Genomic DNA, 16984 nt, shown 5'->3' with positions numbered 1-16984 from the left:
AAATGAAATACCCGCAAAGCCGAAGCCTTGCGGGTAACCGACAGTATGGAAAGTTTGCCGTAAGCCGGGTTCTGTACTTCCGGTGGTCATAACGGGCGTCTGTCCCCTGCCACCATTGAAGCGACAATCATCTATCTAGGCCATACATTGCTGCACAGCTCAAGCGACCAACCCGAACGCGTCTCAGGCGAAGACTGCTGTCTCGAAGACAGCTAGCGTTCCTCTAGGTCTTGCTCCAAGTGGGGTTTACCAGGATCTATGTCACCATAGAACCTCGTGGTCTCTTACACCACGGTTCCACCCTTGCCTGATCTCATCCGAAGATGAGCCATCGGCGGTCCATTTCTGTGGCCCTATCCTTCAACTCGCGCTGACTGGACGTTATCCAGCACCCTGCCTTATGGAGCCCGGACTTTCCTCTCGCTGTGGCTTACCCACAGCCAGCGATTGTCTGTCAAACTTTCCGACGCATTTGCTAGTATACTAGGAATGTCTCCGAAATACAACTGTTGTTCGTTTCCTCGCCTGCCATTAGCAATTCTAAAGGAGTAGCCTACAGGAACTGGAATGGTTCCGTGTTCACTTCGGAGGCCAACACTTGCGTATCCGTTTTGGTTAATTGCGCGGCGAGATAGTCCGCTACGCCGCGCTTCATGATCTTCTCGACGTTATGCCCAACGTCGATCAAAGTCAGCCCTGCCGCGAGCGCATCGTGCGCGGTATGGTAGTCAATGTCGCCGGTGACCAGCACATCGGCGCCGGTAAACATGGCGTGCCGCATATAGCGGCCGCCGGAACCACCGAGCACGGCCACCTTGCGGATGGGCCGTGATAGATCACCTACGACGCGCACCATCGGCACGTCGAAAGCCGTCTTCGCGAGCTCCGTCAGCTCGCGAAGCGTCATCGGCGCGGGCAGCTTGCCCACGCGCCCGAGACCGAACACTCTACCCTTGAGGTCCATCGGGTAGAGGTCATAGGCCACCTCCTCGTAGGGGTGGGCCTTCAACATTGCTTGTACCGCCTTGCGCTGGACGCTGGCGGTTACGATCGTCTCGACGCGTACTTCCTGTACGCGTTCAAGCTTTCCTGCTTCCCCGATATACGGGTGAGTCCCTTCCTGCGGAAGGAACGTCCCCGTTCCGGGGATGTTGAAACTGCAGTGGCTGTACTGCCCAATCCACCCCGCTCCCGCGGTGAAGAGGGCATCCAGCACTGCCTGGTGATGCGTCTCAGGCACGAAGACGACTAGCTTTTGCAGCTTCTCTGTATGCACATCCTCGAGATGCGTGAGCTCTTTGAGGCCGAGTTTATCCGCCATCATATCATTGACTCCACCTTCGGCCACATCCAGATTCGTATGTGCGATATAGACGGCAATGTCGTTTTTGATTAATTTTTCATAGAGTCTGCCTGCTGGCGTATCCGTCTGAAGATGGGCAAGCGGCCTGAAAATGATCGCATGATGAGCAATAATAAGATTAGCGCCTAGTCGAATCGCTTCGTCCACCACTTCATCATTAACATCCAGGGCAACGAGCACCTTCTGAATCTCCTTTTGCAAAGAGCCCAACTGTAAGCCAATTTTATCATCAGGCATCGCATAATGCTTGGGTGCCAGCTGTTCAAACAGCTGAATTACGGTTTGACCTTTTGCAAACAAGCGAGTACCTCCTTTATTTCCTTGATTTCTTGCGCGATTTGCTCAGCTTTCACGGCTGATGCTTCCGCTGTTGAAAGCTTCAATTGACCTTCAATCATCGCCAATTTCTTCAATTCGCTATCCCACTTGCTGAACCATACCTCAGGAGCTTCTTCTAATAAATAAGGTCCCATTTGAAGCAGCCGCTCTTTGCTCACAACGATCCCGCCAGACAACGTACGTTCGGCATAAAGAGCTTCCTGAGAGTTCTTGTCCTGAGCACTTCCTGCTGTTGCCGTCAAAATCTCATAGATCTTCCCGTCTTCTTCCAAGATGGCTTCTGCAACCAAATTCCAGCCTTCTGCAAGCAGCCATTTGCGAACCTGATCTTCGCCGACATTCGGCTGTAAAATCAAATGCGTAACACCTTCGAGCTTTTGCTTGCCTGCTTCTAAAATACTCGCCATTAAACTGCCGCCCATACCGGCAATCGTGATGACATTCACTTCACCTGGTTCAATGACCGCCAGACCGTCACCGGATCTTACGCTTATTTTTTTAGACAAACCGCTCTCAAGCACTTGACGTGTCGCCGCCTCGAAAGGACCAGGATTAACTTCACCTGCTACGGCAAACACAATCATGCCTTGTTGAGCCAAAAAGGTCGGCAGCAAAGCATGGTCGGAACCAATGTCCGCCACCTTAGAACCTACTGGCACACGATCTGCAATCATTTGCAATCTCTTCGATAATTTTACCATCACTTAAACGACCCACTCTACCCATTTTTTACGCAGCAAGAAAAATGCCGCGCCCGCAGAAACCAACTTCCCTGTAAACGATAATTGAATGACGCGGGAACTCATATCAACATCTGTCAGAAACGTCATCGCTTCAGGGATAAACCAAACCAAAACGCCGACAACTAGAAGCACACTTGCTGCTTGCTTATTGGTATGATGCGCAAGCCAAGCAATCCATATAAGTACAATACTAACCGGAATCCAACTAATTTCAAGTGAGAACCAACCTGGATTGCTCAGTTTTTGCAAAAGCAACCAACCGTAAGTTCCTACCAGCCCTAACCAACCGCAGAATTGGAAAATCCCCATTTTCCCTATGACGCCGTTGATTAACCACACGACACTGCAAAACGCCAAATAACCAATATACGTATAAGGAGAATTCACCTGATACATATCCATTAAATATATTCCCAGCAGCAGTAAAGCTATTGAAGAAACACCGCAAAGAAGATAAGAAATCACGGGGGATTTAGGAAATTGACGATACGCAAACGCATAACAAACGATGACAAAAAGTGCGGAAATTCCAATTTGCATTGGCATTCCAAAAGAGTTAAAATTAAGAGCAGATAAGGCCAGAGCGGCTATGACCGCCATTATGCCTAACCATATTTTCCAAGAACTGTTTGCAATCGAAGAGGCAGAAACCCCCATGATGGATGCTTGTTTCGGAGTTGTTTCATCCATGTACAAATTCAACAGAAAATCACAATAGTGTTCAGGAAGCAGTTTGCTTCTCCGCCAGTGATCGATTTCTTTAACTATTACTTTTCTTTTCTCTGTATCCATATCATCGCTCACCTTCCTACTACTTTATCGGTGATTTCATGCTTTGGTTTTAGTAGTACTTTTGCAATAAAAAAAGACCCCGCCGAAACTGGCAGGGCCCTCTCACAGCGATTTATTCCAAGAAATCCTTCAAACGTTTACTACGGCTAGGATGTCTCAATTTACGCAAAGCTTTTGCTTCAATTTGACGAATCCGTTCACGTGTAACACCGAACACTTTACCTACTTCTTCCAATGTGCGTGTACGGCCATCATCCAGACCGAAACGTAAGCGAAGCACATTCTCTTCTCTCTCAGTCAACGTATCCAATACGTCCTCTAGTTGCTCTTTCAGAAGTTCATAAGCAGCAGCATCTGCCGGCGCTAACGCTTCTTGGTCTTCAATGAAATCTCCCAAATGCGAGTCATCTTCTTCACCAATTGGTGTTTCCAATGATACAGGCTCTTGTGCAATTTTCATGATTTCACGTACTTTATCCGTACTCAGATCCATCTCTTTTGCAATTTCTTCAGGAGTGGGTTCGCGCCCAAGCTCTTGCAGCAATTGACGGGAAACACGAATCAATTTGTTGATGGTTTCGACCATATGTACAGGAATACGAATCGTTCTCGCTTGGTCTGCAATTGCGCGGGTGATGGCTTGACGAATCCACCAAGTTGCATACGTAGAGAACTTGTAACCTTTCGTGTGGTCAAACTTCTCAACCGCTTTAATAAGCCCCATATTCCCTTCTTGGATCAAGTCCAAGAACAACATGCCACGGCCTACATATCTTTTGGCGATACTTACAACGAGTCTTAGGTTCGCTTCTGCCAGGCGCCGCTTCGCCTCTTCGTCCCCGTTCTCAATCCGTTTGGCTAAACCCACTTCATCTTCCGCAGAAAGAAGCGGTACACGACCAATTTCTTTCAAATACATCCGAACTGGATCATTAATCTTAATCCCTGGCGGCAATGCCAGATCATCATCGAAGTTAAATTCATCGCGATCATTTTCTTCAGGATTCATGGAATCGTCATCCGATTCATTCCCAACATCGATACCTTGCTCCGATAGCTGCTCAAAAAACTCATCGATTTGCTCAGGATCCTGATCGAAGGGAGCTAATTTTTCCATAATATCCTTGTAAGTTAGTGAGGACCGCTTTTTCCCTTGCTCGATAAGCTGGTCTTTCACCTGGTCCAAGGTCAACTCTGTCTCTAGTTCTGTACGCTGATCATTCGCCATAGTACGGACTCCCTCCTCCCTAGTCAATTCAGTAGTTCTACGTTGACTTCAATCGTTTTTCTAGGGCGATAATTTCAATTGCAATTTGTGCTGCTCGAAGATGGTCGCCCTCGCGCTCGGCGCGAACACGTTCTTCTTTCTTGCGTTCAATTTCTTCTTGCATTGGAACTTTACGAATTTGGCGAATATAGTCGTCAATCACTTGTTCGTTCATTCCATGACCCGCTCCCATCATAACGATGGAACTGGCCAAGCTCTCCAGCTGTTCGTCTTGCAGCATGGCAATGTATCGGCTTGCATCCGGCTCAGCATTCTGAGCGTAGTAAGCATATAAATAAGCAGCTAAGACTGCGTGAGCTTCAACATTGAATTGATCTCCCAGCTGTTCTTCCACGTGCGCGCAAACATCGCGATCATGCATCATAACAGCCAAAATCAATCGTTCAGCATTGTGATAAGCTGGCAAAAGCGAAGGCGTTTTCTTGCGTGTTCGTTCCGCTGTTCTCCCATTATTCATAACATTATTCCACAGAATTGGTTTATTATCCCCATCCGGTCGGTTTTTTTCCGATTGCAGCAAGATTTCGTGAAGGTCTAACTTCATCGCCTCATAAGAGGAATCCGGGAATTCAGAAGCCAACTGCTTCAAGTAATGTTCTCTTTCCATCGGAGAATGTAGTTCACTAATTAACTTCACAGCGGATTGCAGATAACGAAGTCGGTCACCGTCCTCATGCAACTTAAAATTTTTGCGGATGTACAAAAGCTTATATTTCATCGACGGTACGGCAGGTTCAATAATCTCCCGTACGAATCGGTCAAAACCATATTGTTTTACATAATCATCGGGGTCCTTGCCATCCGGCAGCATCGCTACGGTAACTCGGCTTCCCGTCTCTTCCAGGATCGGAATGCTTTTGAAAGCAGCCGATTGTCCGGCATTATCCCCGTCGTAACATACGACGATTTGGTCGGCGTTACGGTTCAGCAGCGCCGCGTGTTCTTTCGTCAGTGCAGTTCCCATCGTGGCGACACCATTGCTAATACCTGCTTCCCAAGCTTTGATCACATCTACATAGCCTTCAAAAAGGACCGCTTGCTGCAGTTTTCGCATATTAGGTCTAGCCAAGTGAAGATTATACATGGTCCTGCTTTTATTAAAAAGAGCAGACTCGGGACTATTTAGATACTTGGGCTGAGCATCCCCCATTGACCTTCCGCCAAACGCAATGACCTTACCGGCAGCATCGCAAATGGGGAACATAATACGCTCCCTGAATTTATCCACGTAGCCAGTTCCTTCGTGTTTGGCTGAAATTAATCCGCCCTTCTCCATCAGGGAGAGATCGAACTCACGCTTCACTAGTTGCTGGACTAACGTATCCCACATTGCAGGGGCATAACCGATTTGAAACGTATCGATCAGCTTATCCGAAATACCTCTTGAAGCCAAGTACCCTTTTGCCACTTTGCCTTGCTCTGTATTGCCTAAAATATAATGATAAAGTTTAGCAGCAAAGTCATAGGCTTTCAGCAGGGCTGCTTTCTCTTGCTGTTGCTCCGTCTGCTCCTCGGACGCTTCCTCCCAAGTAATCGGGATATCCGCTTCTTCCGCCAGCTTCGTAATGGCTTCTGAGAAACTTAGGCCTTCTATTTCCATAACGAAACGAATTAAATTCCCGCCTACATTGCACCCGAAGCAACGATAAATTTGTTTTTCCGGCGTAACAGTGAAGGAAGGGCTCTTTTCTGAATGGAAAGGACATAGCCCTTTCATATAATGCCCTTGTTTGCTCAAATGTACGTGCCTGCCAATCACATCAACGATGTCATGGCGCTTCAGTACAGCCTCAATGACCTCTTCAGGTATGCGTCCGTACCTCATGTTATTTCCACCCACAATTCAGGTCGCTTTTCCGACTAAGTACTATTCGCTACTCTTTCTCGATTTCCTGCAATTTTTTTAAAAGTTTTGTCAAACCCTGTAGAAAATATTTACGATCCTCATCCGTAAAGGGTTTTGGCCCCTTTGAATGTTTGCCCGCTCTTCGCATCTTTGCTGAAGTATGACGGCGATCCAACAAGAAATCAATCGAGCTGTCCGTATATTCCTGACCCCGATTCGTCAAACAATACGAGCCTTTAGCTAAGCCAAGCGCTGCGAGACCGAAATCCTGCGTCACCAAAATATCACCAGACTTAATTTGATTGGCGATATACAAATCAACGGATTGATCGGAGCGATCCACTTGTACAACCCTAACACCAGGGTTCATCTTCATCCGATGATCAAACGAAGCAACTAGAACAACTTGTACACCGAACTGCCTGCCTGCTTCTTCTATTTCGGACTTCACGGGACAAGCATCGGCATCAACGATTATACTTCTCGCACCCATACGGTTCAGCCCACGCCCTTTTTTGACGAAATCTCACCGTACTATTATATACGATGAACTTCTAAAAAATCCTGCAAGTAGAAACATAAAACCTTACTGGACATGTTCAATATGATCCATAACCAGACTTGCCGTTTCCTCTACGGCGCGATTCGAGACATCAAAAATGACACAACCGATTTTGCTCATAATTTTGTCAGCAAAAGCCAGTTCTATTTTAATACGTTCCACATTCGCATAGGTTGCATTTTCTGCAAGTCCGAGTGTGCGAAGCCGCTCTTGGCGAATCACATTCAGCTTATCCGGATCAATCCGAAGGCCGATAATTTTATCCTTTGAAACCGTATAGATAGCAGCAGGAGGCTGCATTTCAGGTACTAAGGGTACGTTAGCCACTTTAAATCTTTTGTGTGCTAAATACATGGATAAAGGCGTTTTGGACGTTCGGGAAACGCCGAGAAGGATGATATCTGCTTTTTGAATACCGCTAAAATCTCGGCCATCATCATATTTAACCGCAAACTCAACTGCTTCAACCTTTTTAAAATAGTCCTCATCGAGCGGGTGAATCATACCTGGCTGTCTACGCGGCTCTTGGCGCAGGGCCTGCTCTAAGGTGTTCACCACGGGTCCAAGCAGATCGATATGCGGGATGCCGTGCTCTTTTGCTTTGGCAATCAGATCGTCACGAAGTTCCGGTATGACCAAGGTAAAAACAACAATACCGCCATGAATTCGAATCGCATTAATCACTTTATCGATGCCTTCGATATCATGAATAAACGGCGCCCTAACAATCTCCACAGGAACGGGATGAAATTGCATGGCAGCTGCGCGTACAACAGACTCCCCTGTTTCCCCGACAGAATCAGAAACGACATAAACTCGAGTAGGTAATGGATGATCCATTTTCCTATAGCCCCTTTCAACCATATCAGCAGGGACCAGGCCCTACATTAGCATTTGTATGTGAAGTAGTTTCGAACAGAACGTAAGCATAAAAAAACTCACCGATATGCGGACAGCACAAAGGCGAGGTGTTTTCCACCACATCATATCAAAGCGAACAACACATGTCAAATAAGACCAAGTTTATATATTGTATTTTTCCATTTGTTCGATAAAGTCTCTTGATTTCCATTTCACACCGATATGTATATCCATATAAGTTCTCATGCATATCTTAAGCTGTGCCTTCGTTTCATCCTTGACCTGCACGGCGCCAAGTCTGCGCATATCCATGCGCGGGAATAATTTAAGCAGCTTGAGCGCGCCTTCCCCAACACGAATGGCAACAGTATCTTTATAACGGCATCTACTGCACAATGTACCGCCCATGGAAGGACTAAAGTGGGTGATGTCTGAGGTTTCACCGCAAGAAACACACGCGTCAGTGACAGGCAAATAACCCGCCAACTCAAACATTTTCATTTCATAGAGGTGAACAACGATTTGCATATCCTTGCCCTCTTCGATCGCCATTAAACCCGCTTTCAGCTGCTCAAACAGATAAGTACTGCCTTCTTCATCGCCAAGCATACGATCCGTCATTTCAGCCAAATAAGAGGCATGTGCAGACATGTGCAAATCTTCTCGCAAAGCATGATGCGCTTCAATGATTTCCGCAGAATTCAATGATCCCATTTGGCCGCGCGTTTTAAAAAAAACAAAATCGCCGTACGTAAAAAGCTGCGTAACGGCGGCATGTCTACTTTTCACTTTCTTCGCACCCCGAGCCATGACTCCAACCTTACCTAGCTCGGGGGTGAACAGACTAATGATCTTGTTCCCCTCTCCATAGTCCATACTACGGAGTACGATCCCCTGTACACTACGCAGCAAATGATTTCCCCCATGTTCGCCGCTCTGAGTTTACGAATCGTTCACCTACAAATTCAGACCTTCAAGCGGCTCTTCATTACTTTGATCCTCTTCCTGTACATCCGTGTCCATGCCGGGTTGCCCGGTAACTTGTTTGTACAAAAGATAGGCATCTACATCACCGGTCTTTGAAAAATACGTCCACGAAAAATCTTTCATGTTCAGCATCCTCCCCATCGAACGTGATGTTCATAGGATGTGCAGAGAAAGCTTCTCTATGCGGACAAATAACTGGAACTCATAGGTAATCGACAATTAATCGTGGCGGAAACCGAGATCCTTCAGCACCCTGTCTTGGTTTCTCCAGTCTTTCTTGACTTTTACCCAAAGCTCTAAAAAGGTTTTGGAGCCAAGCAGCGTTTCGATATCTCTACGGGCTTGCCGGCCGATTTCTTTGAGTAAGCTGCCTTGTTTACCGATAACGATACCTTTCTGGGAATCGCGTTCGACAAAGATAACCGCGGAAATATGCACAACACCGTTGGATTCCACACGCATATCCTCGATTTGGACAGCAATGGAATGCGGAATCTCTTCGCGGGTCAAATGCAGTATTTTCTCGCGAACAAGCTCTGCGCACACGAACTGCTCCGGATGATCAGTGATCTGATCAGCTGGGTAGTATTGTGGCCCTTCCGGTAAATATTTAATAATTTGCTCTAAAAGCGTCGTTACGTTATTGCCTTTGAGCGCCGAAACCGGCACAATTTCTGCAAAGTTATACAGATCTTTGTACTGTGTGATGATGGCAAGCAACGCTTCCGGTTGCACAAGATCAATTTTGTTTAAGACCAAAATAACCGGCGTTTCAACATGCTTTAACTGTTCAATAATATATCTGTCTCCGCCGCCAATACCGTCAACGACATCAACAAGGAAAAGAACGGCATCTACCTCTCCTAGGGTGCCATGAGCAACTTTACTCATATAATCACCTAATTTGGAAGTCGGCTTATGAATACCTGGAGTATCCAAGAAGACAATCTGTCCATTTGCTGACGTATATACACCATGGATCTTGTTTCTTGTTGTTTGAGGCTTGTCTGACATGATAGCGATTTTTTGTCCGATGATTTGATTCATCAACGTTGATTTCCCAACGTTCGGACGTCCGATGATTGCGACAAAGCCTGATTTAAATTCTTTTTTAGCCACTTCTAATTATCCTCCATTTGAATGCAAATCTTTCGTTGTAAAAGCGCCCGGCAATAAAGCGGAAACCGTTGTTTCAGCAAAATCCCCTTTGAGATTACCAAGATAAACGGGCATATCCGGCCCACATAGCTCAACTAGTACCTGTCGGCAAACGCCACAAGGTGAAATTGGTTCTTCCGTATCTCCCATGACAGCAATGGCCCGAAAGGAGCCTGCTTTGTGCCCATCTGCAATTGCGCGGAAAAGCGCAGTCCGCTCAGCGCAGTTCGTAGGCCCGTATGCGGCATTCTCTACATTACAGCCGTAATGAACATGGCCCTCCGCATCCAGAAGAGCCGCGCCTACGTTAAAATGAGAATATGGCGTGTAAGCTCTCTTCATCGCTTCTTTAGCGTGTTGAATGAGTTCTTGTTGATTCATGGCCATCATCCTTCTTTCTGTATTAGTAACGTTATAACATGTTTAGGCAAGATAAAGCTAGGATTGTGACAACTGTACCAATAAGCGCTCCTAGAAAAAGCGCAGGAAATGGACGTGTCTTTTTGTCGTATAGCATAATAAATATAAGTGCAGCGAGCGTATACGCAAGCAGCGCAACAATCGTCTGTGAGACGAATATGACAATAACCGTGGAGATCGAGAAAGCAATTGCCGTCAATAAACTGGGACGGACTAACTTCCCTTTGTCCGAGAAACGCGTTTCGATGACAATAACGGTCAGAATGACCAAGGCGATGAGTACCCAAATCGTCCCTGCGGATATCTGCGTATCCTGTGTTCTGGATGCACGCAGAAGCTGATCAATCGGTTCATAGAAAACAATCATCCCAACGATGACTGCAAAACCGGCAGACACCAAGACGGACGCCGCGGCGACGTCCTTTGCGATTTTGGCTAACGGATGGCGCTCCGGCATCGCCAGATCCACCGTCTTTTCCACAGCCGTATTAATCAGTTCTGTTACAATCATTAAGGTTACGGCTAGTAAGATAAACAGAATATCCGTTTTGGGCAATCGTGCAAACAAAGCAGCCAACAAAACAAGAAAAGCAACGCAAAAATGGAATTTCATATTGCGTTGCGTATCTAAGGCATATTTGATTCCTTCATAGGCATACCGGAAGCTTCTGCGCCATTTACGGAAGCCGTCTGACATTAGCGGGTTAAACCTGCTTTCTGCAAAATGTCCTCCTGCTTAGCAAACATAATCTTCTCTTCCTCTTCACTTTGGTGATCGTAGCCGATTAAATGCAAGAATCCGTGAACAAACAAGAAGCCAAGTTCGCGTTCTACAGAATGTCCATAATCTTCCGCTTGAGCAATTGCGCGCGGAACCGAAATAATAATATCCCCTAGCGGTTCAATGAATGCTTCGGACACCGTCTCATCATCTTCGAGTCCTTCTCCGCTATACTGCTCATTATCTTCATAGTTAATCTGAATCTCATCTTCGCCGAACTCGCTCATCGCAAAAGACAGCACATCGGTAGGCTTATCCAGATCGCGATACTGTTTATTTAGCTCTTGGATCGCTTCATCATCGACGAACGTAAGGGCAACTTCACCAGCTGTAACGCCTTCAAGCTCACCAGCTAAACGCAGCAATTCCTCGATTTTCTCTATAAAAGCCGGCGTGATCTCTTTCTCTTCCTGCTCACTGCTCCACTCTAGCGTTAAATCCATGCTTGCCATGTGCGGCCCCCTCCTGTCAGTTGGTTATGTCCCTGTTTTCTTAGGCGACAGTTCGTTTGGATACTCAATCCTCGCATGGAAAATGCCCAGCAAGGTCTCGTTCAATGTTTTTGCGATTTTGTCCAGTTCCTTAAGCGTGATGTCACATTCATTGAATTGACCATCATCTAATCTGGATTTGATGATTTTGTGCACCATGGAATCGATTTGCTCCAATGTTGGATTGCGCAATGAACGAACGGCTGCCTCAACACTGTCAGCAATTCCCACAATAGCGGCTTCTTTAGACTGTGCTTTAGGCCCCGTGTAACGGAAATCCTCTTCGCGGATCTCCTTCTCGCTGCCTTCTTCTTCGGCCTGCTTTACCGCTTTGTGATAGAAAAAATGCAGCAGCGTTGTACCATGATGCTGTTCGGCAATATCTCTGATCGCTTTGGGCATTTTGTAATCCTTCAGCATCTCCACGCCATCACGAGGATGAGCGATAATGATGGATTTGCTTAAATTCGGATCGATGCGGTCATGCGGGTTCTCAATATTGGTTTGATTTTCGATGAAATAACTCGGTCTTTTCGTCTTTCCGATATCGTGATAATAAGAGCCGACTCTGCAGAGAAGTCCGTCTGCGCCGATGGACTCAGCAGCCGCCTCAGATAAATTACCGACCATGACACTGTGATGGTAAGTTCCTGGTGTCTCCGTAAGCAGCTTTCGCAGCAAGGGATGATTCGGGTTCGAAAGCTCCACCAGTTTAAGCGGTGAAAGAATGCCGAAGGCAACCTCGAAGAACGGCAGCAAGCCAATAACGAAAACAACCGTTAATAATCCACCGGCAGCGGCGAAGGAAAGCGACATGATCGCTTCGCGCTGCTGGAAATGATCTTCCATAAGCAGCATGGATGTGATCGTAAGCATTGCGAAAAACGCAATCATCAGGCCCGCTTTCAAGATTGTAGCGCGCTGGCTAGCTCGTTGAATCGTAAATACCGCACTGTAACAAATAACCAGGGACACTAACCCGTACCGGAAGTCAAAAAGAAGCGTATGCTCCGTATTAAAAATAATACTTGCCATTAAAGAGAATAAGACCGATGAAATAAAAGCCAGCGGAGAATCCAATAAAATGGCAATCAGAATACTTCCTAATGCAGTCGGTGCCAGGTAGCCGATAAACGGATAGTCCAAGTTTTGGACAAGTGAGATGATTTTCATACACGTGATATTGATTAAAAAAATCAAAATCAGCATCAGAAGCTGAGAGTTATTGTATTTAATAGCAAGCTGGCTCTGCCGAACGAACATAGAAATAACAAAAGACAATAAAGCGGAGAGCATCGCTAAACCAATTTGAGGCAAGTGATTCGCTTTGCTTTTGAGCAATTCCAGTTTGTCCAATCTTGCATAAATCTCTTCGGTGATGACATCTCCGACCTTCACGAGCACATCATTTTTGTTGATGTACACCGGTTTAACATTCTCTCTAGCTTGTCCTTTGGCATCATCAGTACCCTTTTGATCAAAGAACTTATTCGGCGTGATGACGGCCCGAGCAATCTCTGTAACCATTTCACGCATCGTATTTTTCGCCAGGTTCGACGTATTCACCATCTCGGCCACTTTAGCTCTTGCCGTCTGAGCGTCAAGAATTTGATCGTTCATCAACTTCGTAACGATATCCTTGGTTACAGGGCGCATGGCCGTCAAGTCATCCTTGGTCAAGCGAGGAAGCTTGAAGTAAGACTCCTCAGGCAGCGGATACTGCTGCTCGGCTAAACCTTGTTGGATCTGCTCAATCAGCGTTTCATTATACTGAGCGCTTGTGCTGAGCGATTTGATCGACTGATTCTCCAAGTCACTGATCAACTGAGGAATTACACGACGGAAAATGCTGACTTTGTCATCGAATTTCACTTCTTCATCGGCATTAATTTGTAATAATTTATCATAAATGGCGTCAATCATCGTATCATTTTTGAGATTTACAATGCGGTAAACAGGCTGAACCCGCTTCGCCGCATCTTCTTTCGCTTGTTCCGTCGCTATCGCGTTCTCAATTTGTCTTGGCGCATAAATCGTTGTTTCACTGGTTGTTCCTAGCTCAATGTCATAAACCTGAGGAACGAGCTTTGCATAAAGAGATATATAGAAAACTAAAGCCAGCAAGAGAAACAACAGTATCCGAATACCCGTACTGTATTTCCATCCGTTCAGCTGGTAATGAAATTTACCTTTCATTTGCACTTCATTTTTCATCACGGAAGGTCATTCCTCTCTACCTGACAAACCAGCACAGTTACTTATCCTTCTCAGCATTGTAGGCCACAATGATCTTCTGAACGAGTGAATGTCTCACAACGTCCTGCTCATCAAAGTAAATAAAGCCAAGCTCCTCAATCCCATCAAGAATTCGAGCAGCTTCTACAAGTCCTGATGACTTGCCGCGCGGCAAATCGATTTGCGTCACGTCACCGGTAATGACCATTTTGGATCCAAAACCGAGCCGTGTTAGAAACATTTTCATTTGTTCAGGTGTCGTATTTTGGGCTTCATCTAGAATAATAAATGAATCGTCCAAGGTTCTCCCGCGCATATACGCTAGCGGAGCAATCTCGATCAGACCGCGCTCTAAAGACTTCGCTACCTGATCAGGTCCCAAGACATCATTAAGAGCATCATACAATGGGCGCAAATAGGGGTCAACTTTTTCCTGTAGATCGCCGGGTAAAAAGCCCAGACTTTCCCCTGCTTCAACCGCCGGCCGCGTTAAAATAATTCTTTTGACAGCGCCTTCTTTCAGACGCGTAACGGCGAGTACGACAGCCAAATAGGTTTTGCCTGTACCGGCAGGTCCAATTCCAAAAACGATATCTTTCTTCTTGATCGTCTCTACGTATTTCCGCTGTCCAATCGTTTTGACGCGAATTGGTTTACCGCGGTGCGTTGTCGTAATCTCTCCTTTGAACAAATCCAGCAATTGATCCGCTTTCATCTGCTTGGCGAGCTCAACGGCATACAGCACATCCCGCTCTGTCAACGTGTAGTTATTGCGGATGAGCTGCAGAAGAACTTCAAAAAGCTGCTGAAGCGAATTCACTTCCGCAGCCGGACCTTGAATCGTTATTTCGGCTTCACGCGTAAAAATTTGCGCGTTAATCTCTCTTTCAATTACATGCAGAAATTTGTCCTGGGGACCAAACAATGCCAGCCCTTCGGTCGGGTTTTTCAATGTTAGTTTTACGGATTGTGCGTTTTCTACCAACAGGTCTCATTCTCCTCGTATGACAATTGGTTGTTCTTCGGCGATATTCTCTTCGACTTCAAAATGCACGTCTATATAAATTTTACCATTCTCTGATTTTTCATGCAAAATTTTTTCACCTACGAGTCTAGCATCTGGCCCTGTAGCGCTGAGCAACTTCGCTCTAGCCTGCTCCAGGCCTGTCTTTTTAGCGATTGCGGGATCAATGGGCTCTTGTACGACTTCAACCTCCATGACCTTTTCATGCAACCAACTGATAGGCAATGTAAAAGAGCGCCAGGCCAATGTTTTACGTTCCGGAATCGTTTCAAAATGCTCATAACCCAAATTTCCATAGCCGCTAACTTGTAAAGCTCTTGTACCGAATACGAGATAATTGCGAGTAGTTGCCTCTCCTGTATATGCTTTATAAGTTTTCGTAAGCGGGGACTCAATTCGGGAGGTATACCAAACGATACCTCTTACCTTGCCGCTAGCAACGACCACTTGGCTATTCTGCTCATCTCCAATCGTGCCCGAAATAAGCACGTCCCCTTTTTTCACATACGTATTGGGCTTTACCATTGGTTTGCCTTTCTCCGATAAAATCTCTGTCACAAGCGCGTTTTTAGCGGCAACGAGATTGCGTGGATTCTTAAGATCCTGCTTTTCAGGTATCGTTGCTTCCACCACTTTAATCGTGATATGCGTCCCACGTATTTCTACGCCAACCCATGCCGTTCCAGGCAGCATACCCTGTATCTCTCGCGACAAATCCTCCGCCTTTTTCAGCCGGAATTTCCACTGATACATATGTATGCCTTGTTTGGAGGCTGCCTGTAGAATTTCCGCTTCCGAGATGCGGTCATTGCCCTCCACGGTGATTTGCCAGACAAGCGAGGTTAATACGTATAACCCGATAATAAATGCAGCTATCCCGCCCAGAAAGACCTTTCTGCGCCCCAATCTCTCCATAAAAAAAGGAAGCCCGTACCGCTCTAGGACATGCACCCGGCAGCCTGTCCGTTTGAGAAGCGGCTTAAGCTTGAAGAAATCTTTAATCAGGATATTAAGCTCGAGCTTGCCATCTTCGGCAGCTTTAATATCCCATATGGAGAACGCCTTCTCCATCATGGGATTAATCAGCTTTTCACATCCATTTCCCCGAATTTGAATGCGCACATACCCGCGCAAACGGGCAATGAACATTGATTGTTTCATAACCCAGCACCCCTTCCCCGTCTTTCATCTATGGCATGTATCTGACATCGTCGATCAAGCCTTCAATAAAAACTTCCTCCGAGAGAATCGCTCGAATGACCAAGTTTTTACCGAACACTTCAAGCGTCCCTTTCGTTAACTCAAGCTTTAAGTTTTCACTGGAAAAATGGAGTACGCCCCGGTGATTCTCCACATAAAGCTGCACGTTGCCGATCATCGTGATTCGCGGCAAGTCCTGCACCACATCCTGGGGAAGATCCAGAATTTTGGCCGTGAACTGGTTCCATTTGCGGCTCAAGCGACGCATAGCTGGGCACTACCCCCTCTAACTGGATGATCATAACGACAGAAAAGTCGCATAGCTTTCTACCAAATTATGCGGTTTGCACCGGATTTATGTGAAAAAACTGGAAAACAAAAAGCACCTTTCCCGATTGTTCGAGAGAGGTGCCTGCTTCTTTGGCTGCTATCTTCGATAAGACTTTTTCGACCGTGGAGGACCCAGAATTTCAGCCCACACAACACCTTGCAGAAGCTGATCTTGATTAGGTGACTCTGGAAATGGAGTTGGCGCTGTAAGATCGCCTTCATAAACGGACGAGCCCCCTAAATCCGATTGCTTAGGGGAACTAAAAGGAGAAACTTTCGTCTTCGGATTAGATGCTGCGTTATGCGACGCGCTAGGACGACGGAGTTCGTCTCGTAAGCCTCCCGGAGGCTCAGTTGGAGCATTAACTTTCCGCTCCAGTTCCCTGGCCTCAGAACGCCGCTGAGCTTGACCAGGGGACTCCCCAAATGTCGGCATGCCCATTCTCTGCCCTTTTTGACTCGCTCGGCGCCCTTTGTTCTGTAGTTGATACAAGAAGGTAATCGCAATAATAACCAAATACCAATGTTTAAATAGAAATTCAATGAGCTGTTCCACGCAATCAC

17 protein-coding genes, 1 other RNA gene and 1 pseudogene are annotated in these 16984 nt (G+C 46.3%); all 19 read right to left on the bottom strand.

The annotated features are described in order from the left end of the window. Window positions 1–45: 45 nt before the first annotated feature. Window positions 46–463, bottom strand: an RNA gene (rnpB, locus tag ACUN27_RS13515) — RNase P RNA component class A. 90 nt (window positions 464–553) lie between these two features. Beyond that, window positions 554–1663 carry a Nif3-like dinuclear metal center hexameric protein gene (locus tag ACUN27_RS13510; RefSeq protein WP_326060573.1) on the bottom strand — a complete coding sequence of 370 codons (1110 nt, stop codon included), beginning with the start codon at window positions 1661–1663 and terminating at the stop codon, window positions 554–556. Continuing rightward, a complete protein-coding gene (locus ACUN27_RS13505) occupies window positions 1639–2403 on the bottom strand; it encodes a tRNA (adenine(22)-N(1))-methyltransferase (protein ID WP_445559033.1) in 765 nt (254 codons plus the stop codon). Before ACUN27_RS13505 ends, ACUN27_RS13510 begins: the two co-directional genes overlap by 25 nt. Window positions 2404–2406: 3 nt before the next feature. Next, window positions 2407–3237, bottom strand: coding sequence for a hypothetical protein (locus ACUN27_RS13500; protein WP_445559032.1), 831 nt, complete (start codon window positions 3235–3237; stop codon window positions 2407–2409). A 112-nt stretch (window positions 3238–3349) separates the two neighbouring features. Continuing rightward, window positions 3350–4465, bottom strand: coding sequence for an RNA polymerase sigma factor RpoD (gene rpoD, locus ACUN27_RS13495; protein WP_127451881.1), 1116 nt, complete (start codon window positions 4463–4465; stop codon window positions 3350–3352). A gap of 37 nt (window positions 4466–4502) precedes the next feature. Further along, entirely contained in the window at window positions 4503–6350 is a 1848-nt protein-coding gene (gene dnaG, locus ACUN27_RS13490; protein WP_315951441.1) for a DNA primase, read from the bottom strand. 49 nt (window positions 6351–6399) lie between these two features. After that, window positions 6400–6864, bottom strand: coding sequence for a YaiI/YqxD family protein (locus ACUN27_RS13485; protein WP_445559031.1), 465 nt, complete (start codon window positions 6862–6864; stop codon window positions 6400–6402). Window positions 6865–6957: 93 nt separating this feature from the next. Beyond that, window positions 6958–7773: a pyruvate, water dikinase regulatory protein gene (locus ACUN27_RS13480; protein ID WP_315951445.1), complete on the bottom strand. Its 816-nt coding sequence runs from the start codon at window positions 7771–7773 to the stop codon at window positions 6958–6960. Window positions 7774–7956: 183 nt separating this feature from the next. After that, window positions 7957–8706: a DNA repair protein RecO gene (recO, locus tag ACUN27_RS13475; protein ID WP_315951447.1), complete on the bottom strand. Its 750-nt coding sequence runs from the start codon at window positions 8704–8706 to the stop codon at window positions 7957–7959. A 45-nt stretch (window positions 8707–8751) separates the two neighbouring features. Continuing rightward, the gene (locus ACUN27_RS13470; protein ID WP_127451872.1) at window positions 8752–8904 is read right to left on the bottom strand and encodes a YqzL family protein; all 153 of its coding nucleotides are present in this window, start codon (window positions 8902–8904) and stop codon (window positions 8752–8754) included. A gap of 96 nt (window positions 8905–9000) precedes the next feature. Further along, window positions 9001–9900 (bottom strand): GTPase Era, encoded by a 900-nt coding sequence (gene era, locus ACUN27_RS13465; protein ID WP_315951450.1) that lies wholly within the window; start codon window positions 9898–9900, stop codon window positions 9001–9003. A 6-nt stretch (window positions 9901–9906) separates the two neighbouring features. Then, window positions 9907–10335: pseudogene (locus ACUN27_RS13460) on the bottom strand (cytidine deaminase); the annotation flags it as partial. 16 nt (window positions 10336–10351) lie between these two features. Next, window positions 10352–11056 (bottom strand): diacylglycerol kinase family protein, encoded by a 705-nt coding sequence (locus ACUN27_RS13455; protein WP_326060574.1) that lies wholly within the window; start codon window positions 11054–11056, stop codon window positions 10352–10354. Beyond that, window positions 11056–11583 carry an rRNA maturation RNase YbeY gene (gene ybeY / locus ACUN27_RS13450; RefSeq protein ID WP_315951517.1) on the bottom strand — a complete coding sequence of 176 codons (528 nt, stop codon included), beginning with the start codon at window positions 11581–11583 and terminating at the stop codon, window positions 11056–11058. The genes ACUN27_RS13455 and ybeY overlap by 1 nt, the downstream gene beginning before the upstream one ends. A 33-nt stretch (window positions 11584–11616) precedes the next feature. Continuing rightward, window positions 11617–13845, bottom strand: a complete 2229-nt coding sequence (locus tag ACUN27_RS13445; protein ID WP_315951519.1) for an HD family phosphohydrolase — start codon at window positions 13843–13845, stop codon at window positions 11617–11619. A 40-nt stretch (window positions 13846–13885) separates the two neighbouring features. After that, window positions 13886–14851, bottom strand: a complete 966-nt coding sequence (locus tag ACUN27_RS13440) for a PhoH family protein (protein WP_315951453.1) — start codon at window positions 14849–14851, stop codon at window positions 13886–13888. Between the two features lie 6 nt (window positions 14852–14857). After that, window positions 14858–16051: a sporulation protein YqfD gene (gene yqfD, locus ACUN27_RS13435; RefSeq protein ID WP_445559030.1), complete on the bottom strand. Its 1194-nt coding sequence runs from the start codon at window positions 16049–16051 to the stop codon at window positions 14858–14860. 28 nt (window positions 16052–16079) lie between these two features. After that, complete coding sequence (gene yqfC, locus ACUN27_RS13430; protein ID WP_157321660.1) at window positions 16080–16358, bottom strand: sporulation protein YqfC; 279 nt, start codon at window positions 16356–16358, stop codon at window positions 16080–16082. Window positions 16359–16517: 159 nt separating this feature from the next. Continuing rightward, window positions 16518–16976 (bottom strand): hypothetical protein, encoded by a 459-nt coding sequence (locus ACUN27_RS13425; protein ID WP_445559029.1) that lies wholly within the window; start codon window positions 16974–16976, stop codon window positions 16518–16520. Window positions 16977–16984: the final 8 nt, after the last annotated feature.

The sequence above is a fragment of the Paenibacillus sp. WC2504 genome, from assembly GCF_052682475.1.
Note: the sequence above shows the minus strand (reverse complement) of the source record. Positions and strands in the feature narration are given on the sequence as shown.